Origin of the sequence: Streptacidiphilus anmyonensis, from assembly GCF_000787855.1 — a bacterium.
GTDB lineage: Bacteria > Actinomycetota > Actinomycetes > Streptomycetales > Streptomycetaceae > Streptacidiphilus > Streptacidiphilus anmyonensis.
The window spans coordinates 185,547-204,209 of sequence record NZ_BBPQ01000003.1; the positions used below are offsets into that span (position 1 = coordinate 185,547).

The following is an 18,663-nucleotide window of genomic DNA, read 5'->3' on the forward strand; positions in this document are numbered from 1 at the left end:
GCTTCCCCGGTCGGGCCCGCGAGTTGCGCCGCTCCGGCACGTCCTCGGACTCCGGCCGGAGCGTGCGGCCGGTGCGGGCCCGGTCCCGCGCGATCCGGACGAGGCAGGCGACCCGGACGGCGTGCGTCGCCCTGGCGCGACGGGGATGCCGCCACGCCTCAGCGCAGTGCGGCTGTCGCCTTCCGCATGGCCTCCAGGTCGGTGGCGGAGGCCAGTCCCGGGTGGTAGAAGCGCAGTTCGGTCGCGCCCGCGTCGGTCAGGTCGGCGCACCAGGCGGTCAGGTCGGACGGGTCCGCGCCCAGGCCCTGGACCGCCGCCACCGTCGCGACGACGCGGCGGCCGTTCCCCGCGTACGCGCGGACCGCGTCGAGCGCGGCGTCGCTGCGGGTGGGGCAGAGCAGGACCGGCGCGTCGGCGAGGGCGTGGGCGGTTTCCGGCGGGAGGCCGGGGGAGGCGCCGCAGGCGAGTGGGTCGGGATGGGCGTGCAGGAGGACGGGGAGGTCCGGGCGTTCGGCCCGGACCGCGCTGACGGCGCGCTCGCGCAGGCGGGTGGCGATGGCGGTGCGCATGCGCGCGACCGCCCCGCTCTGCTCGTCCGGAAGGTGCGCGTCGTCCGCCGTGCCGGCGAAGACGGGGTCCAGTGCGGCTCGCACGTCCGCGCGCAGGCGCGCGGGATCGGCGCCCGCCTCGCGGTAGGCGTCCTGGCAGGCGGGACAGAAGCAGAGCGAGAACAGCAGCTTCGCGCTCGGCGGCAACAGGACGCCCGCGCTCTTGTCGTGGGCGTGCAGGTGGTCGAAGCCGTACCAGCCGCAGGACTCCAACTCCACCCCGGCCAGCCCGGGTTGGCTCGCCGCTTCGGCCGCCAGCGTGGCGCAGTGGCGCTGGACCTGCTCCTGGGCGATGCACAGGGCCCACGGATAGCGGTCGCCGTAGGCGTTGACGACGGTCGCCTCCGGCTCGCGCAGACCGAGGCCGTCGTTGTGCGCGAGGATCGTCCACGCGTAGACCTCGACCCCGGCGTCGTTCAGCGCCGTCACGGCCGGGCCGAAGGAGTGCCAGGACCACGCGGCCTCCACCGGGCGCAGGCGGTCCGCGCTGCTCCAGCGCGCGGGGTCGAGGGGGAAGTAGACGGCCGAGCGGTCCGCCGTCACGACCTTGTGGTGCGGGTGACGCGGCGTCAGGGCCCGCACGGCGTGGTAGGCCGCCGCGACGCAGGCGCGGCGGACGCCGAGGGCGGCCAGCCGGTCGGCCGCCGCCGGATCCCCGTCGACGTCCCAGGGGTACACGTACGCGCCGAGCTGCGGCCTGCGTGTCATGCCGACGCCTTTGGCGCCGGCGCCTGCGCCGTTCATGCCAGCGCCTCGCGCGTGCGCTCCAGCAGCGCGAGCAGCGCCGCGACATGGGCCGGGTCCGGCTCCGACAGCGGCGCGCGGACCTCGCCGACGGGGTGGCCGGCCGCCCGTGTCGCGGCCTTGACCAGGGAGACGGCGTAGCCGGGTCGTTGGCGGCGCAGTTCGACGTAGGGGCGCAGGAAGGTGTCGGTGAGCAGGGTGAGGGTGACCCTGTCGCCCTTCTCCAGGGCCCGGTGGAAGGCGAGGGCGAGGTCGGGTGCGAAGCAGAAGACGGCCGAGGAGTAGAGCGGGACGCCGATGGCGCGGTACGCCTGCTGGGTGGCCTCGGCGGTGGGCATGCCGTTGAAGAAGAGGAAGTCCTCGGCCCCGGCCGTGCGCACCGCGCTGACGATGCGCAGCATCAGGTCGAGGTCGCCGCGGCCGTCCTTGAAGCCGACGATGTTGGGCGCCTGGGCGAGCCGGGCGACGGTGTCCGGGGTGAAGGCCAACTGGTCGCGCTGGTAGAGGATCAGGTCGAGCGGGGTGGACTCGGCGAGCGCCGTGTAGTGGCGCAGCAGTCCGTCCTGGTCGGCGTCGACGCCGGTGGGCGGCAGCACGAGCAGCGCGTCCGCTCCGCAGGACTCGGCGGCGCGGGCGTACTCGCGGGCGAGCGCGGTGCCGTAGCCGGTGCCGCCGACGACGGGGACGCGGCCCGCGGTGGCGGCGACGGCGGTGCCGAGGACCTGGGCGTACTCGCTCGGCGCCAGCGCCGGGAACTCGCCGGTGCCGCAGGCCGCGAAGACGGCGCCGGGCCCGTCGGCCAGGCGGGCCTGGAGGTGGGTCCGGTAGCCGCCGGCGTCGAAGCGGCCCGCCGCGTCGAACGCCGTCACGGGGAAGAAGAGCAGGCCGTCGAGTCGGCGGGCGAGCGGCGGGGCGGGGTGCTCGGTCACGGGCGGGATCCCTCTCTCCGGCAACCATGTACGTGGATCGTGTGCATGGACGTGAACACGGTCGAGCGTAGGTCGCGCTCAGGTGCGGGTCAAGGATCCAGCGTTCGTGTATGTGAACGAGAGCCTCCCTTGTGAACGCGGCGGGCTTCTGTGAGCATGAACGGCACACGAGTCGACACCACGAGCCGACATCACGAGGAGACTCCGTGTCCCGGATTCTGATCACCGGCGCGGCGGGCGGCGTCGGAACCCTGCTGCGACCCCGCCTGGCCCGGCCCGGACGGACCCTGCGGCTGCTGGACATCGCCGAACTGACGCCGGGGGAGGGCGAGGAGGCGGTCCGCGCCTCCGTCACCGACCTGGACGCCACGACGCGGGCCTGCGCCGGCGTGGACGCCGTCGTCCACCTCGGCGGCATCTCGGTCGAGGCGCCCTGGGCGGACATCCTCGACGTCAACATCAACGGCACCTGGACCGTCTTCGAGGCCGCCCGGCGGGCCGGTGTGCCGCGCGTGGTCTTCGCCTCCTCCAACCACGCCGTCGGCTACCACACCCCGGACGAGTACCCGCTCGGCGCGGACGCCCCGCCGCTGCCCGACACCTACTACGGCGTCTCCAAGGTCGCGGGCGAGGCCCTCGGCGCGCTCTACCACCACCGCTACGGGCTGGACGTCGTCTGTGTCCGCATCCTCACCTGCTCCCCGGAACCGCCCGACCCGCGCGCGCTCGCCACCTGGCTCTCGCCCGACGACTGCGCCCGGCTGATGGAGGCGTGCCTGACCGCGCCCAGCCCCGGCTACCGGATCGTGCACGGCGTCTCCCGCAACACGCGCGGAGGGTGGGTCTCCCTGGAGGAGGCCGCCGAGCTCGGCTACACCCCGCAGGACGACGCCGAGACCCACGCGGAGGCGGTCCTCGCCGAGCACGGCGCCCCCGACCCCGACGACCCGGTCTTCGCCCACCTGGGCGGGTGCTTCACCTTCCACACCTTCGACGCCGACCGTTTGGGCGGCCCGGCCGAGGAGTGAGCACGCCTCCGAGGGCGGCGCGGAGTGGACGCCTCGTCAGGAACGGCCGGGCCGCTGTGCTCACGATGCCCGGTCTGTTCACTTTTTGAGACGGTTCGTCCCGCGGCATGGATGTCCTGCCATGCTGGCCGGGTGAGCACGGTCCTTGAAACCCTCGTCCCGCGCCCGGCTCGCGTCGCGACCGGGCCGACCCTGATCGCGACCGCCGTCCCCGGCGGCCGCCTGCTCGGCCGCCTCGCCGCGGTGCTGAGCGTGCACCCCGTCCAGGCCCTCGCGGTCCGGACCGAGCAGGCCGGACCGGCGATCGTCGAGATCACCGTCGCCGAGTCCCACCGGGCGCGGGTCCGCGCCAAGCTGCTGCGCATGGTCGACGTGCTGGACGTCGTCGACGGCGTCGCCGGCGCTGACGCCTGAGGTCCGCGACGCCCGGGGGGCCGCGTCGGCGGTGAAGGCGCATCCTGGAAGCATCTGTTCCGAGGAGGTGCCACACGTCATGACGCTCTTCATGGACGTCCACCGTGGGATGACCGGGATCACCGCCGACCAGCTGGCGGCGGCGCACCAGGCCGACCTCGCGATCGAGGCCGACGAACACGTCCACTTCAAGCAGGCATGGGCCGACCCCGAGTCGGGCACCGTCTACTGCCTGTCCGAGGCGCCCTCGATGGACGCCGTCAAGCGCATCCACGAACGCGCCGGCCACGCCGCCGACGAGATCCACCCGGTCTCGTTGACCGTCTGACCGCGTCCGACCACGTTCCGCCACGCCCCCGGCCGCGCGCCGGGGGCTTTCGCGCGCACCGACACCGGGCTCACCGGCTCGGCTTCAGCGCCGCGGGCGGCGGAACGGCAGCAGGGCCGGGACGCGGCGGCGGTAGTCGAGGTACCGGTCGCCGAACTCGGCGGCCATCAGGCCGTCCTCGACGCGGACACGGCGCAGCAGGAACGGCACGGCGACCGCGGTGACCGCCACCCACACGCCGAAGCCGTAGCCGAGCGTCGCGCCCACCACCAGGCCGAGGAGCCCGGTGTAGATGGGGTGCCGCACATAGGCGTACGGCCCGTTCGTGCGCAGCTCGTGGCCCTCCTGGACCAGTGGGACGCTCGCCCACATCGCGCCGAGCACCAGCCGCGCCCAGACCAGCAGCGCCGTCGACGTGACGGCGAGCGCCGCGCCGAGGATCCCGACCGCCGGGTTCCAGTCGTGCAGGTGGCGCCAGAACGGGCTGTGCGCGGGACCGGTCAGCACGATCACCACCGCGATCCCGACCGTCAGGGCGATCCGCGCCGGCAGCGAGGTGCGCAGTCCGCGCAGCCAGCCGCGTGCCCGCTCCCGGGAGCCGTGCGCGACCAGGCCGAACCAGAGCGCGCCCAGCAGCCAGGTGACGCCGAAGACCACGATGCAGCCGCTCACGACGCCCTGTACGGCTGTCTGCACTCCGCTCATGGCTCCAGCGTCGCCCCGGTCGTGACCCCTGGGCACCACCTGGGGGTGGAGATCCGGGTGGAGGGATGGAGAGGTTCGGGACGGTTTGGGCGGATCGTGTCACCGGGGTTTTCGGCACCGCAGTTGATCCGGTCACGATCCGGCAACTATGGTTCAGCTTCGAACCGTTGTGCAGTCGATCGTCCGACCGGACATCCACGACGGTTCCCGTCGAGTCTGTCGAGGACTTCGGGACGATCCGCGCAGGTCGCGCGGGGCGTGCGGAGGACGAGACGGAGCCGGGGACCCACGTCCCCCGGGGTGAATCGGCATCAGGGCGACTGCGACGCGTGCGTGCACGCGAGGTGGCCGTGAGGTGTCGTAGGGCGAGACTTCCGGCCCGAACCCGTCAGCTCACCCGGTAGACGGCCAGGAAGAAGGAGCCCGTCCAGGTGGCGTCCCACCGCCGTCCCGCCGCGCCCAGTCGCACCCGTACCCGAATATCCGCGCTCACCGTCGTCGCCGCCACCAGCGTCGGCCTCGCCACGCAGTCGGCGCAGGCGGCCCCGCAGCCCAGCACCTCCCAGCTGAAGTCGCAGCTCGACCAGCTCAACGGCCAGGCGGACAAGGCGATCGAGGCGTACAACCAGGCGCAGGCGCAGCAGCAGCAGCTCCAGCAGAAGGTCTCGATCCTCCAGGACGAGATCGCGCGGAACCAGGCGAAGGCGAACCAGCTCCTGGACAGCGTCGGCGCGATCGCCCAGAGCCAGTACGCCTCCGGCGCGGTCGACCCGACGGTTCAGCTGATGCTCACCAGCAACCCGGGGGAGTTCCTGCAGAAGGCCTCCTCCATGAACCAGCTGACGAGCAACGAGGCGTCCCAGCTGAACCAGCTCCAGGCCGAGGAGGACACCCTCGCCAAGGAGAAGGCCGAGGCCGAGCAGGAGCTCCAGGCCCTCCAGGCCCTCACGCAGAAGGCCCAGGCGCTGAAGAACTCGGCGGCGGCCAAGGTCAAGGCGACCCAGAAGCTGCTCGACTCCGCCACGGCGAGCCAGCGCACCGCCCTGGTCGGCGGCACCGGCAGCAACCTCCACTACGGCGGCGCGGCCGGCGACTCCATCGAGGCCGCGGCCTTCGCGGCCGCCCAGACCAAGATCGGCTCCCCCTACCACTGGGGCTCGACCGGTCCGAGCGAGTTCGACTGCTCCGGCTTCATGATGTGGTCCTACGAGCAGGCCGGCTACCAGCTCGGCCGCGACACCTACGCCCAGATGGGCGACGGCACCCCCGTCGCCTCCGTCTCCGACCTGCGCGTGGGCGACCTGGTCTTCTTCAACGGCGGCGAGCACGTGGGCATGTACGCCGGCAACGGCATCGTCCTGCACGCCCCGCACACGGGCGCGGTGGTGCGCTACGAGTCGATCTCGACGATCGGCTCGATCTACATGATGCGGCACATCTGAGCCGCGGGCAGCAGCATCGGGGCCCCTGCCCGGCGGACTGACCGCCGGTCAGGGGCCCCTCCCACGTGCCCGCCCAGCGGACGCAGGCCTGTGCGCCGGCGTTCTCGCGCTCGGAGCCAGGTACGAGAGGCCGCCCGTCCGCGGGCGGCCGGACGGGCGGAGCGGGCCTTCGGGGCGACGGTTGGCCCGGGAGGCCCAGGAGGCGGCTGCGGACGGCCCGGACCGACCAGGATCCGGAGGACCGGTAGCGGGAACCCGGCGCCGCGGCTACGGCCGCCAGTGCAGAGCGGACGCGTCGTCGTGACGCTTGCCGCGGAACGTGCCCTCCGGGAGCGCGAGTTCGGACTTGCGGACGGCGTCCACAAGGTGGTTCGGGCCGTCGGTGGCGAGGGCGTCGAGGAGTTCGGTCCAGGTCCAGCCGAAGCGGTCGACGAGCCGGGTGACGCCGTCGGAGAGCGCGGCGGCGTCGCGGACGTGGGTGAGCGGGAACGACGCCAGGACGGCGTGCTCCGCCGCGTCGGGGCGGGTGGAGGCGACCCAGAAGCCGCCGGGCGCGTTGCGCAGCGCGCTGACCGAGTCGCGGTCGTAGGCCGGGAGATGGTCGATGCGGTCGTCCGCGACGATGTCGACGTGGCCGTCGGCGGTGCGGACGACCACGGGGGAGTCCGCGAGGACCAGGCAGTCGAGGCGGTCGGCCACGGCGTCCGCGCGCAGCAGGGCGACCGTGCTGGACGGGCTCTCGGGGTTGCCGTGGTCGCACCGGGGATGCAGGTCGCGGGTGCGCAGGATGGCCTGCCGCAGCACCTCCTGGAGCGGCTCGTCCGGGTGCGCGAGCAGGAACGCGGCGACCTGGCCCGCCAGGCGGGAGACGAACCACCGGACGTCGTGGACGCAGCCGGTGGGCAGGCCGCTCGGGGTCGCGCCGTCCAGGACCAGTGCGAAGTCCGGTCCGGCGAGGACGAAGTCCTCGCAGGCCAACGCGTCCGGGCTCGGCTCGCAGCTGTAGCGGATCTCCACGGCTCTCCTCGGACTCGGCCCCGTGCGGGGCATATGCGACCTTCTCCGATCATGCCCCGAGTGGCCCCGGAGAAGCGTGAGGCTTCTCTACGCTGGCTGTCATGGAGCGTAATCCGGAGTCGGAGCCCGCGCTCGGCCCGCGGCGGCTGGCCCCGCCCGCCGCCGCGGCACTGCTGCGGCTGGCCGCCCGTGTGGAGCGCGACCTGCTGACGGCGGGGCTCAACGCCAAGCCCTACGAGGTGACCCCGTCCTCGCTGGCCGGGGTCGAGGTGGAGGTCGACGCCTTCGACGACGCCGTGGGCGGCGTCTGGCTCCACTGGAGAACCCACCCGTCCGTGCGGCCGGACGGCCCGGACTCCCTCTCCGTCCGCGTGGTGATGGCCGAGGCGCTGGTCCGCACACTCGCCGCCCTCGGCTACGCCGCCGAGCACGGCGACGACAGCCTGCGTCCCTTCGCCGTCCGCGTCCTGGCCGGGCCCGACGACTGAGCCCGGCCGGCCCGCGGGGCCGTCATGCGACCGGCGCCGGCGGTCGCAGTTCGCAGAAGCCGTCGGAACCGATGTTCAGCGCGTGGTTGCTGATGTTGTAGACGTGCTCGCTGGCCACCAACCAGACCAGGTCGCAGATCTGCCGCTCGCCGTAGTGCCGGGCCAGCCGTGCGAAGGTCTCAGGCCGGACGTGCCTCTCCTCGGCCACCTCGCGCACGTAGTCCAGCGCGGCGCGCTCGGCCTCGCTGAACAGCCCGCTGGTGCGGTACTCCGGCAGGGCGTCCAGCCGCTCCGCGCCGACCACCCGCTTGCGCAGCGCGTACCAGCGCGTCACGTCCTGGCAGAAGAGGCAGCCGTTGGCGTCGGCGACCGTCTCGCGGACCAGCACCACGGTCTCGGCGGGGAGGGTGAGCTTCCGGTCCAGCCGGTTGATCTTCGTGTAGAAGCCGAGGAAGGCGAACGGCATGCGCGCGCTGAACACCGTGAACGGCGTCGGCACCTTGCCGAACTGGCGGCGGCAGAAGGCGAACATCAGGCGCAGGGCGAGGCTGCGCGGCTTCTCGATCGGGGTGAGGAACGGCGTCGACATGGCGGGCCGCCTCCCTTTCGCTCGACGGGGTGGGGCGCCGGGTGCGGCACCCGGGCACGGCACGGGTCACTGCTATGACACCGCGCGCCCGGCCGGTGTGACGGGTACGCCGAATCCCGTGCCAGACTGGGCGCGATGGACGACGACACGTGGTTCGCGCAGCGGTTCGAGGAGCACCGGCCCCGGCTGCGGGCCGTGGCCTACCGGATGCTCGGCTCCTTCGCCGACGCCGAGGACGCCCTCCAGGACGCATGGCTGCGGATCAGCCGAGCCGACGTGCGCCCCGCGGCGATCGACAACCCCGCGGGCTGGCTGACCACGGTCGTCGGCCGGGTCTGCCTCAACGCGCTGCGCAGCCGGCGCACCCGCGCCGAGGAGCCCTGGGACGGTCACCTGCCCGACCCCGTCGTCGCCGACGACGGTCCGCCCACGCCGGAGGACGCCGCGCTGCTCTCCGACGACGTCGGCCTCGCCCTCCAGATCGTCCTCGACACGCTCTCGCCGGACGAGCGGCTGGCGTTCGTGCTGCACGACATGTTCGAGGTGCCGTTCCCGGAGATCGCCACCGTCCTGGAGCGCGAGGACGCCGCGACCCGCCAGCTCGCGAGCCGGGCGCGCAAGCGCGTCTCGACGACCCGGATCCCCGAGCAGCAGCGGGACGTCGCCCAGCAGCGCGAGGTGGTCGACGCCTTCTTCGCCGCGGCGCGCGAGGGTGACCTCGACGCGCTGGTGTCCGTGCTGCACCCGGACGTCGTGGCCAGGGCCGACTTCGGGGCGGCGCGGCCCGCGCTGGTGCGCGGCGCGCGGACGGTCGCCGAGAACGCCAGGATCGGCTACGTCCCGGCGGCGGAGCTGCGGCCGGTGCTGGTCAACGGCGCCGCCGCCGCGCTGGTCGTGCGCGGCGGACGGCCCACGAACATCATGGCGTTCACCGTCGTCGACGGCCTCATCACGGCCCTCGACATCTACGGCGACCCGGACCGGGTCCGCGAACTCGCCGCGCCCGTGCTGTCCTGACGCCGGATCGGCGGGGTGTCGGTGCTGCCCGTCAGTTCTGGCGCAGCGGCGGCATCGGCACGGGGGCGCCGTAGGTGGAGGACCCGACGCCGACGCCGCCCTGGCAGCTGTCGGGCGGGTCGGTGGTGACGCCCTTGGTCGAGGGCGTCTCCGCCGCCCAGAACATGTAGCCGAGCATGCCGGGGGTGGCGCCCGCCCCGGCGGGGGCCGCGCTCTGGACCCACGAGCCGGTGCTGTCCTCCACCGAGGTCGAGAAGCTGGTGCACTCGGGCCGGACCGAGGAGCCCTCGGCGATGTAGAGGCTGCCGGTGAACTTGGCCGGGGCCAGCGGCGGGATCGGCGGGTTGTAGGTGGGCTTGCCGGTCAGGTGCTCCTGCCAGTTGGACTCGGCCGAGGAGGCGTTCGGCTGCTTGCTCGGCACCATGGCGTTGGCGTAGTCGAGCACGGGGCTGCCGGTGGTCAGCCAGTTCGCGGTCGCGTACTGGGTGAGGCCGACCAGCCAGCGGTCGCCCGCGGCGAGGTCGATGGTGAGCCGCGCGGTCGGGTCCGCGCCGGTGGCGTCGTAGGGGTGGACCGCACGGTAGGCGGAGACGAAGGACTGGAGACCCGTCAGGTTCGGGCTGGAGGAGTTCTCGTAGTCGATCTCGATGCCGACGCCGAGCTGCGTCGCGAGCGCCGCGGCCTTCTGCCCGAGCAGGGTGGGGTTCTGCGCGAGGGCGGTGTCCCAGTCGTTGACGTAGGTGATGCCGCCGATCGAGAGCATCACGCGGATGCCGTGGCTGGTGAAGTAGTCGACGATCGCCTGGGTCATCCCGTTCGGGACGCCGTTGGTGTCGCCGGCGTCTGTGGTGCCGTCCAGCAGGCGCAGCGGGTTGACGAAGCTCAGCACGACGAGGTTGACGGAGGGGTGGCCGTCGCCCCGGTCGATCAGCCAGTGGTTCTTCTGGTCGAAGTCCGTCATGTCGCGGACCGTCGCCCAGGTGCAGGCGTCGTCGGAGCAGTGCCAGGCGCCGTACACCTGGATGGGGCTGGTGGCTGCTGCGGCCCCGCCCGCGGCAGCGGTCCTCGGGGCGGCTTGCCCCGGGACGGCGCCGCCGAGGGCGGCGGCCGCGAGGGCGAGGGTTCCGGCGGCGAGCAGGGTGGGGGTTCTGCCAACGTGCATGCGCATCCACGCCTCCCGGCGAAGAGGGCTCGACAGGTCGCCCCAAGGGTGGTGACGCGCACCAGGCCTGTCAATGGTACGGACCAATCCCTGCCCGGGTGGAGGTCGACCGAGCTGCGGACTGCATTTTCAGTCAGTCTCTTCGTCGGCGACCGATCACACGTGTAAGGTGCCGGATTATGGCCGACCGTAGAACGACGATGCTGGAAGCGGCCGCCCGGGTCATCGCCCGGCGGGGGGTCCGCGGGCTGCGGGTGGAGGAGCTCGCCGCGGAGGCCGGGGTCTCCACCGCGCTGATCTACTACCACTTCAAGAACCGTCAGGGCATCCTGCGGGCCACCCTGGACTTCATCAACGACCGGGCCGGCGTCTACACCACCGACCGCGATCCGGACGCCCCGCCGCTCGACGCGCGCGGCGAGTTGGAGCAGACCCTCCTGCTCGAACTCCAGGACAGCCCCCAGGTGCGGGAGAACAGCACCGCCTGGGGGGAGCTGCGCGCGAGCGCGGTCTTCGACCCCGACCTGCGGGAGGACCTGGCCCGCGCCACGCTCGTCTGGGACCAGGAGATCGCCGAACTGCTGGGCAAGGTGCACCCGACGGCCGGAGCCGGCGCCCTGGCGCAGGCGGCGGAGCGGCTGACGGCCCTGCTGGAGGGGCTCAGCACGCGGTGGCTCAGCGGCAGCCTCCCGCTCTCCCACGCCAGGACGCTCATGGCGGAGGCGATCGAGGTGGAGCTGTCCCGGCTGAGCCGGGCGGTCTGACCCGGCCCGGATTCCCCCGACCTCGTTCGACCTCGGTCGACCTCGCTCAGGACTGGGCCGGGGTGCCGGGCTGGTCGTGGGTGGAGCAGTGGATGCCGCCGCCGCCCGAGGCGATGTTGTCGATGTTCAGGGCGACGACGTCGCGGTTCGGGAAGTGGTCGCGCATGATCTGCTGGGCGTTGGCGTCCGCGTCCCCGTCGCCGAACTTGGGGATGAACACCGCCCCGTTGGCGACGAAGAAGTTGATGTAGGAGGAGACGAAGGCGTCGCCCCGCCCGGTGATCCTGTCCGGGTCGGGCTCCTGGACCTCGATGACCTGCAGCGGCTTCCCGCGCGCGTCGGTGGCCTGGCTCAGGACGTCCTTGGCCTGGGCCGCCGCCTCGGACCACACGTCGGCCGGGGCGCCGGGGAAGGGCTTGTCGAGCAGGACGACGCCGGGGCCGGCGAAGCGGACCAGGCAGTCGACGTGGGCGTCGGTGATGTCCTTGCCCTTGACGCCCTTGAGCCAGATCACCTTCGTCACGCCGAGGGCCTTCATCAGCTCGGCCTCGATGTCGTCGCGGCTCATGTCCGGGTTGCGGTTGTCGTTGACCACCGAGCTCTCGGTGACGAGCAGGGTGCCCCGGCCGTCGGTCTCGAACGCGCCCCCCTCCGCGACGACCGGGGTCTGGATGCGCGGTATCCCGTACTTGGTGAGCAGGGCCGCGGCGAGGGCCGAGTCGTCGCCGTGCTCCTTCTGCTTCCCGCCCCAGCCGTTGAAGTTGAAGTCGACGCCCTTGAGCGTGCCGCCATCGTGGACGAAGACGGGGACGGTGTCGCGGGCCCACAGGTCGTCCACCGCCAGCGGCACGACCTCGACGCTGTTGCCGACCGCCGTCTGCGCGTCGTCGGCCTGCTCGGGACGGGCGAACATCACCACCGGCTCGTAGCCCGCGACCGCGCGGGCCAGCCGCGTGATGTCGGAGCGCACGCCGGGGAGCTGGTCGCCCCAGACGTTCGTGGACGCGGGCCAGCTCATGAAGGTCCGTGCGTGCGACTCCCACTCGGCGCCGAAGACCCGGCCGCCGGTCCCGCCGGTCCCGCCGGTCCCGCCCGTGGACGCGGTCGCCGAACTCATGCCGCCGGCCTGGCCGCTGCCGCGCGAGGCCGAGGAGGAGCAGGCGGCGGTTCCGAAGGCGAGCAGGCCGAGCCCCGCGAGGGACTGCAGCATCATGCGTCGGGACATGGCAGAGGTCATGGATCAGCACTCCTGGGCAGGGCAGGGCAGAGCAGGAAGGAGGAAGAAGGGAAGGGCCGGGCGTCAGGCGCGGGGCTGCTGCATGGTCGAGCAGTGGATGCCGCCCCCGCCGGCCATCAGCCGGTCGACGTCCAGCTGGACGACCTCGCGGCCGGGGAAGGCGGCGGCCAGGGCCTGCCGGGCCTCCTCGTCCTTCACCACGTCGCCGAACTGGGCCGTGACGACACCGCCGTTGACGAGGTGGAAGTTCAGGTAGGAGTCCACGAAGGTGGACTTGCGTGAGCGCACCCGCTCCGGGCCGTCGACGCGGATCACCTGGAGGCGGCGTCCCCGGGCGTCGACGGCACTCTCCAGGAGCGCCAACTGCTCGCGGGCGTCGCGCGCCCACACGTCGTGCCGGTCGGCGGGCGGCACCTGGACCATGACGACGCCGGGCCGCACGAAGCGGGAGGTCACGTCGATGTGGTCGTCGGTGATGTCGCGGCCCTTGACGCCCCGGACCCAGATCATGCGGTCGGCCCCGTAGGCGTCCAGCACCGCCCGCTCGATCTCGTCGCGGCTCATGCCGCGGTTGCGGTTGCGGTTGACCAGGCTGCTCTCGGTGGCCATCACGGTGCCGTCGCCGTCGGTCTCGACCGCCCCCGCCTCGCCGACGAACGCGGCCGCCTCGAACGGCAGGCCCTCGCGGGCGGCGACCGCGCGGGCCACGGCGGCGTCCCGGTCGTGGGCCTGCTTGCGGCCCCAGCCGTTGAAGTTCAGGCCGACCGCGTCGAGGGAGCCCCGCGGGGTCCGGCGGAAGGCGGCGCAGGTGTCGCGCATCCACAGGTCGTCGGTCGGGATGGAGCTGATCACCTCGACCCGGTCGCCGCACAGGGCGCGGGCGGCGACGGCGGCGCGCTCGTCCGGGGCGCACAGCGTCACCGGTTCGAAGCGGGCGACGGTCCGCGCGATCAGCGCGATGTCCTGCTGGACGCCGTCCAGTTGCCTGCCCCAGACGGAGCGCGAGGCGGGCCAGGACATCCAGGTGCGGGCGTGCGGCACGTCGTCGGCCTCGACGCGCGCCCGCGGCCCCGCCGGGATCGTCTCCTCGGGCTGCTGCGGCGCGCCGAAGAGGCGGCCGAACAGGGAGCGCGGGTCGTTCATGGGGGCCTCCGGACGTTCGACGACAGTCCCACAGTGGCATCGACTGAAAATTCAGTCAAGCGAGCCCCTCGCCCACTCGGCCGAAGTCCGACAAGAGGGCCACGCCGTCCGGACATAGGGTCCGAAGAGCAGCGACACGATGAAGCAGCACGACGGGACGCCGTCGGGACGCCGTCGAACGGGGCAGCCATGCACCACTCCAGCCTGACCCGCCGGACCCTCCTGCGCACCGGGGCCGGGCTCGCCGCCGCTGTCGTCCTGGCCGGGTGCAGCTCCAGTGGCGCGGACTCCGGCGCCTCCGACTCGGGCTCGTCCGGCCCAGGGGGCGGCGGCACGGACGCGCCCGGCGCGGCCGCCCAGGGCGCGTCCGCCTCCGGCTACGCGATGCCCGCCGAGCAGTTGGAGCACGAACGCACCTTCATGGCCTGGCCCGCCCTCGCCGAGGTCTGGGGCGACCAGCTCCCCGACGTCCGCACCGACATCGCCAACCTGGCCCGCGCCATCGCCCAGTACGAGCCCGTCGTGCTCATGGCCCGGCCTGACCAGGCCGACCAGGCGCAGCAGCAGGTCGGCAACAGCGTCGAGGTGATCGCGCTCCAGGTCGACGACCTGTGGGCGCGCGACACCGGCCCCACCTTCGTCACCGGACCGTCCGGACTCGCCGGGGTCGACCTGAACTTCAACGGCTGGGGCGGAAAGCAGACCCACGCCGACGACGCCCACGTGGCCGCGAACCTGCTGGCCCACTACGGGATCCGGCGCATCCAGGCCCCGATCACCGGCGAGGGCGGCGCGATCGAGGTGGACGGCGACGGCACCCTCATGGCGACCGAGAGCTCCCTGGTCAACGCCAACCGCAACCCGGGCCGCAACCGCGACGAGATCGAGGCCGACCTGAAGTCCCTGTTCGGCGTGAGCAAGGTCATCTGGTTCCAGGGCGTCGCCGGCAAGGACATCACCGACTGCCATGTCGACGCCCTGGCCCGTTTCGTCACCCCCGGCGTCGTCGCCCTCCAGCGCCCCGGCCCCGGCGCTCCGCCCGACATCTGGTCCGCCGCCTCCGACCAGGCCCTCTCCGTCCTCCGGCAGGCCACGGACGCGCGGGGCCGCTCGCTGCGCGTCGTGGAGATCACCGATCCGGACCTCGACCAGATCCCGGGCGCGGGGCAGGACTTCCTCGCCACCTACCTCAACTTCTACGTCTGCAACGGCGCCGTGATCGTGCCCCGCTTCGGTGACCGGCAGGCCGACGACAAGGCCGTCGCCACCCTGCGCGACCTGCACCCCGACCGCGACGTCGTCCAGGTGTCCATCAACGCCATCGCCTCCGGGGGCGGCGGCATCCACTGCTCCACCCAGCAGCAGCCCACGACGGGCGCGGCGTCCTCGTGAGGCTGCCGCGCCGCCGCAGGATCCCGCGGTACGTCCTGGTGCTGGCCCTGGTCGCCGTGCTCTGCGGCACCGGCATCGGCCTCTACCTCAACGAGCGCAACAGCCGCCAGCAGGTCAGCGTCGTGGGCAACCCCACCGCCGAGGACTGGATCGAACTCGACGTCACCGCCCAGGGCGTGGACACCTCCGCCCTGGAGCTGTCGCTCTCCGTCGTCGCCATCCCGCACGGGAGCCTCGCCGCGGAGCCGGACTCCCTGGTCTTCACCCGTGACGTCGAGATCACCTCCGTGGGCCTGACGACGTCGTCCTTCCACACCACGCCGGGAGACGTCGCCCCGCTCCAGGTCGTCACGGCCGGGCTCAACAACGGCACTCCCACCGACTATCCGTTCGACCACTACGACGTCTCCGCCGGCTGGGTGGCCACCGACCAGGGGCGGCCCGTCCCGCTGTCGCTCACCTACACCGACTCCGACCCGTTCTTCCTGGTCCGCCCCACCAAGTCGGCCGCCGGCGGCACCGTCGCGCGGTTGGACGCGCGGGCCGGGCGGACCCGGGCCACCTTCATTCTGGCCTGGTTCATGATGGCGGCCATGTGGGCGCTGGCCCTCGCCGTCCTCGGCGGCGCGGAGGTCCTCGCCCGCAAGCGCCAGGGGGTGGTCTGGCCGGCGCTGGGCTGGATGGCGGCCACCCTGTTCGCCCTGGTCGGGCTGCGCAACGCCGCGCCCGGAGGGCCGCCCATCGGCTCGTTGATGGACTACGTCGCCTTCTTCTGGGCCGAGGGCATCATCGCCGCCAGCCTGGCCGTCACGGTCGCCCTCGCCGTCCGCAACGAGCGCCGCGACATGGCCGCCGACGGAAGCCGGTAACGACGCGCGGAGCCGAACGCGCGGCGGCCGCAGATGAACTGAGGGGTTCTCGGGCGTCCCGCGCGTTTCCCTGCCGGTTGCCGACTGTGCAACCGGCCGACCTGTTCCGACACGCCCACGAGGGCCCACAATCGAGTGCCCGAGCATTGGGCTAGCCCAATAGTCCGGCAGTCCAACACCCCGGCAGCCCCAACAGCCCGACAGCCCACGCGCAGCTCCATGCAGGTCCCGTCATGCGCCCCCCTCCGTCAGAAGGACGCCCGCGATGAGACGATCCGCCCCGCCGTCGCCCACCACCGCACGACGCACGTCCCGGCCACGCCCGGCGACCCTCGCCGCCGCCGCGCTGACCGCGCTGGCCGCCGCCGTCACGCCCGCCCTCGTCGGGCCCGCCCAGTCCGCCTCGGCCGCCACCCAGAGCGCGAACCTGCTGCTCAACGGCAACGCCGAGACCTCGCAGTGCAGTCCGGGCGGCTGGGAGGAGACCACCGTCCCCGGCTGGCAGATCACCTCCGGCGACCCGGTCGTCAACTGCTACGGCGTGCCCACCGGCGCCTCCACCAGCACGCCGGGCTCGCCGACCAAGGGCACCGCCTACTTCCAGGGCGGCTCGCGCGGCTCCTCCGAGATGACGCAGGCCACCGACGTCTCCTCGGCCGCCACCGCGATCGACGCGGGCGGCGTCCACGCCACCCTCTCCGCCTGGCTCGGCGGCGTCAGCAGCTACAACGACGCCGCCGCGGTCACCATCACCTACCGCAACGCCGCCGGCGCCTCGCTCGGCACCGCCTCGATCGGCCCGGTGCTCGCCGCCGACCGCGGCAGCACCACCGAGTTCCTCCAGCGCAGCACCACCGCGGCCGTGCCCGCGGGGACCCGCTCCATCCTCACCACCGTCGACTTCACCATGACCGGCACCCAGAACGACGGCATGGCCGACGACCTGTCCCTCACCCTGGACACCCCGACCACCGCACCGACGCTGAACGTGCCCGCGTCGACGGTGCCCGGGTACGACCACGTCTTCGTCGTGATGATGGAGAACAACAACTACTCCGCGTCCTCCAACACCGCCGACGGCGGCGCGGGCATCATCGGCAACTCCAGCGCGCCCTACATCAACAACACCCTGGTGCCGATGGGCTCGCTGCTGACCAACTACCACGCCAACACGCACAGTTCCGACCCGAACTACGAGGCCATCGCGTTCGGCAACTCCTACGGGCGCAGCAACAACAGCAACCCCGGCGCCGACTGCATCACCAACACCGCCTGCGCGGCGACCAACAACGGCCTCAACGACAACCTCGACGCGGCCGGCAAGAGCTGGAAGCAGTACGTCCAGAGCCAGACCAGCAACTGCCAGACCGGCAACAGCGGCAACTACGAGTCCGACGACGTCCCGTTCTACTACGACCCCAAGATGCAGAGCGACAACGCCTACTGCCAGGCGCACTGGCAGCCGCTGCCGCAGCTGCTGAACACCGACCTCAAGTCGACGTCCACCACTCCGGCCTTCGTCTGGGCCGACGCCGACTCCTGCAACGACATGGAGGGCTGCGGCATCGCCGCCGGCGACACCTGGCTCAGCCAGACGCTGCCGACCCTCTTCGCCTCCCCGGCCTGGACCCAGCAGAAGTCCCTGCTGGTCCTCACCTGGGACGAGGACGGCAGTGGCGGCCCCGGCGGCTTCGGCCCCGGCCAGAGCAACCAGGTCGCCACGATCGTGATCGGCTCGCAGGGCACGGTGAAGGCCGGCTACCAGGACGCCACCCGCTACGACCACTACAGCACCGCCCGCGTCATCGAGGGCGCGCTCGGCCTGCCGAGCATGACCAACAACGACAAGTGGGCCACCCCGTACAACGAGGTCTTCACCGGCGCCCAGTCGGGCGGCAACACGGTGACGGTCACCAACCCCGGCAGCCAGACCGCGACCGCGGGCACGGCGATCTCCTCGCTCCAGCTCGCCGGCAGCGACTCGGCGTCCGGGCAGACCCTCAGCTGGTCGGCCACCGGCCTGCCCGCCGGACTGTCCGTCAGCAGCTCCGGCGCGATCACCGGGACGCCGACCACGGCAGGCACCTACCAGGTGACCGCCACCGCGACCGACGGCACCGGCGCGTCCGGCTCGGCGGGCTTCACCTGGACGGTCGCCGCCTCCGGCACGGCGTTCCAGCTGCCGATCGCCAACCCGGGCGCGGAGACCGGCTCCTGCGGCAGCGGCACCGGCGGCTACCCGGCGCAGGCCTGGACCGCCACCTCCAACCTGCCGCAGCAGGTCTGCTACGGCGCGCCGTCCTACCCGACCACCGCCCAGGGCCCGAAGGCCCCGGCGACCCCCGGCAACGCCTTCTTCGACGGCGGCCCCTACGCGTCCTCGCAGATGACGCAGACGGTCGACGTCAGCAGCCAGGCCGCGCAGATCGCGACCGGCACCCTGCCCTACAACCTCTCGGGCTGGATCGGCGGCTACAGCAGCCAGGGTGACAAGGCCGGCGTCGTGGCGACGTTCCTGAACGCCTCCGGCACCTCCCTCGGCACCGCCACCCTGGCCCCCGTCACGGCGGCGCAGCGCAGCAACCAGACGGAGCTGCTCCTGGAGCAGGCCACCGGCACCGTCCCGCAGGGCACGACGTCGGTGAAGTTCACCGTCTCCTTCACCCGCTCGGCCGGGACCGACGACGACGGCTACGTCGACGACCTCGGCATGACGTTCGGCAGCTGACGCGCCCGGCGCCGCTGCGGCGTCGCTCCACGGGAGGGGCGGCGGCCGGCCTTCGGGCC

18 protein-coding genes and 1 riboswitch are annotated in these 18,663 nt (G+C 72.9%); of the genes, 10 read left to right on the forward strand and 8 right to left on the reverse strand.

The features are described 5' to 3' along the window. Positions 1-158 precede the first annotated feature (158 nt). Together TR50_RS05770 and TR50_RS05775 are read right to left on the reverse strand one after the other, a co-directional pair. Positions 159-1,316: a hypothetical protein gene (locus TR50_RS05770; RefSeq protein ID WP_042415534.1), complete on the reverse strand. Its 1,158-nt coding sequence runs from the start codon at positions 1,314-1,316 to the stop codon at positions 159-161. 32 nt (positions 1,317-1,348) lie between these two features. Further along, a complete protein-coding gene (locus TR50_RS05775) occupies positions 1,349-2,281 on the reverse strand; it encodes a 5-dehydro-4-deoxyglucarate dehydratase (protein ID WP_042415165.1) in 933 nt (310 codons plus the stop codon). Positions 2,282-2,487: 206 nt separating this feature from the next. On the opposite strand from TR50_RS05775, the gene TR50_RS05780 reads away from it, so the two are divergent. From TR50_RS05780 to TR50_RS05790, 3 genes are all read left to right on the forward strand, one after another. Next, positions 2,488-3,309: an NAD-dependent epimerase/dehydratase family protein gene (locus TR50_RS05780; protein ID WP_042415168.1), complete on the forward strand. Its 822-nt coding sequence runs from the start codon at positions 2,488-2,490 to the stop codon at positions 3,307-3,309. 132 nt (positions 3,310-3,441) lie between these two features. Beyond that, positions 3,442-3,723, forward strand: a complete 282-nt coding sequence (locus tag TR50_RS05785; protein ID WP_042415170.1) for a hypothetical protein — start codon at positions 3,442-3,444, stop codon at positions 3,721-3,723. Between the two features lie 79 nt (positions 3,724-3,802). Then, positions 3,803-4,051, forward strand: a complete 249-nt coding sequence (locus TR50_RS05790; RefSeq protein WP_042415173.1) for an SCO4226 family nickel-binding protein — start codon at positions 3,803-3,805, stop codon at positions 4,049-4,051. Between the two features lie 84 nt (positions 4,052-4,135). Here the strand turns inward: TR50_RS05790 and TR50_RS05795 are convergent, their stop codons facing one another. Continuing rightward, entirely contained in the window at positions 4,136-4,756 is a 621-nt protein-coding gene (locus TR50_RS05795; protein ID WP_042415176.1) for a methyltransferase family protein, read from the reverse strand. A gap of 277 nt (positions 4,757-5,033) precedes the next feature. Next, a riboswitch (cyclic di-AMP (ydaO/yuaA leader) is annotated at positions 5,034-5,158 on the forward strand. Between the two features lie 29 nt (positions 5,159-5,187). On the opposite strand from TR50_RS05795, the gene TR50_RS05800 reads away from it, so the two are divergent. Further along, positions 5,188-6,198: a C40 family peptidase gene (locus TR50_RS05800; RefSeq protein WP_042415180.1), complete on the forward strand. Its 1,011-nt coding sequence runs from the start codon at positions 5,188-5,190 to the stop codon at positions 6,196-6,198. Positions 6,199-6,465: 267 nt separating this feature from the next. Here the strand turns inward: TR50_RS05800 and TR50_RS05805 are convergent, their stop codons facing one another. Beyond that, entirely contained in the window at positions 6,466-7,215 is a 750-nt protein-coding gene (locus TR50_RS05805) for a protein phosphatase 2C domain-containing protein (RefSeq protein WP_042415183.1), read from the reverse strand. Between the two features lie 101 nt (positions 7,216-7,316). Between TR50_RS05805 and TR50_RS05810 the strand changes: the two genes are divergently transcribed. Then, positions 7,317-7,703: a hypothetical protein gene (locus TR50_RS05810; RefSeq protein WP_052440765.1), complete on the forward strand. Its 387-nt coding sequence runs from the start codon at positions 7,317-7,319 to the stop codon at positions 7,701-7,703. A gap of 22 nt (positions 7,704-7,725) precedes the next feature. Here the strand turns inward: TR50_RS05810 and TR50_RS05815 are convergent, their stop codons facing one another. Further along, entirely contained in the window at positions 7,726-8,292 is a 567-nt protein-coding gene (locus TR50_RS05815; protein WP_042415185.1) for a carboxymuconolactone decarboxylase family protein, read from the reverse strand. A 135-nt stretch (positions 8,293-8,427) separates the two neighbouring features. Between TR50_RS05815 and TR50_RS05820 the strand changes: the two genes are divergently transcribed. Next, positions 8,428-9,309, forward strand: coding sequence for a sigma-70 family RNA polymerase sigma factor (locus TR50_RS05820; protein ID WP_042415188.1), 882 nt, complete (start codon positions 8,428-8,430; stop codon positions 9,307-9,309). A 31-nt stretch (positions 9,310-9,340) separates the two neighbouring features. On the opposite strand, the gene TR50_RS05825 is transcribed toward TR50_RS05820, so the two are convergent. After that, positions 9,341-10,471 (reverse strand): glycoside hydrolase family 18 protein, encoded by a 1,131-nt coding sequence (locus TR50_RS05825; protein ID WP_084699794.1) that lies wholly within the window; start codon positions 10,469-10,471, stop codon positions 9,341-9,343. 179 nt (positions 10,472-10,650) lie between these two features. Between TR50_RS05825 and TR50_RS05830 the strand changes: the two genes are divergently transcribed. After that, the gene (locus tag TR50_RS05830; protein WP_042415194.1) at positions 10,651-11,235 is read left to right on the forward strand and encodes a TetR/AcrR family transcriptional regulator; all 585 of its coding nucleotides are present in this window, start codon (positions 10,651-10,653) and stop codon (positions 11,233-11,235) included. 46 nt (positions 11,236-11,281) lie between these two features. On the opposite strand, the gene TR50_RS05835 is transcribed toward TR50_RS05830, so the two are convergent. Next, the gene (locus TR50_RS05835; RefSeq protein WP_042415196.1) at positions 11,282-12,472 is read right to left on the reverse strand and encodes an agmatine deiminase family protein; all 1,191 of its coding nucleotides are present in this window, start codon (positions 12,470-12,472) and stop codon (positions 11,282-11,284) included. Between the two features lie 63 nt (positions 12,473-12,535). Continuing rightward, positions 12,536-13,615, reverse strand: a complete 1,080-nt coding sequence (locus tag TR50_RS05840; protein ID WP_084699772.1) for an agmatine deiminase family protein — start codon at positions 13,613-13,615, stop codon at positions 12,536-12,538. A 189-nt stretch (positions 13,616-13,804) separates the two neighbouring features. Here TR50_RS05840 and TR50_RS05845 point away from each other — a divergent pair, with 189 nt between their 5' ends. The 3 genes from TR50_RS05845 (at position 13,805) to TR50_RS05855 (ending at position 18,604) form a co-directional block, all read left to right on the forward strand. Beyond that, positions 13,805-15,007 (forward strand): agmatine deiminase family protein, encoded by a 1,203-nt coding sequence (locus TR50_RS05845; RefSeq protein WP_042415198.1) that lies wholly within the window; start codon positions 13,805-13,807, stop codon positions 15,005-15,007. After that, positions 15,004-15,876: a DUF4436 family protein gene (locus TR50_RS05850; RefSeq protein ID WP_052440766.1), complete on the forward strand. Its 873-nt coding sequence runs from the start codon at positions 15,004-15,006 to the stop codon at positions 15,874-15,876. The genes TR50_RS05845 and TR50_RS05850 overlap by 4 nt, the downstream gene beginning before the upstream one ends. A 265-nt stretch (positions 15,877-16,141) precedes the next feature. Further along, positions 16,142-18,604, forward strand: coding sequence for an alkaline phosphatase family protein (locus tag TR50_RS05855; RefSeq protein ID WP_042415200.1), 2,463 nt, complete (start codon positions 16,142-16,144; stop codon positions 18,602-18,604). Positions 18,605-18,663: the final 59 nt, after the last annotated feature.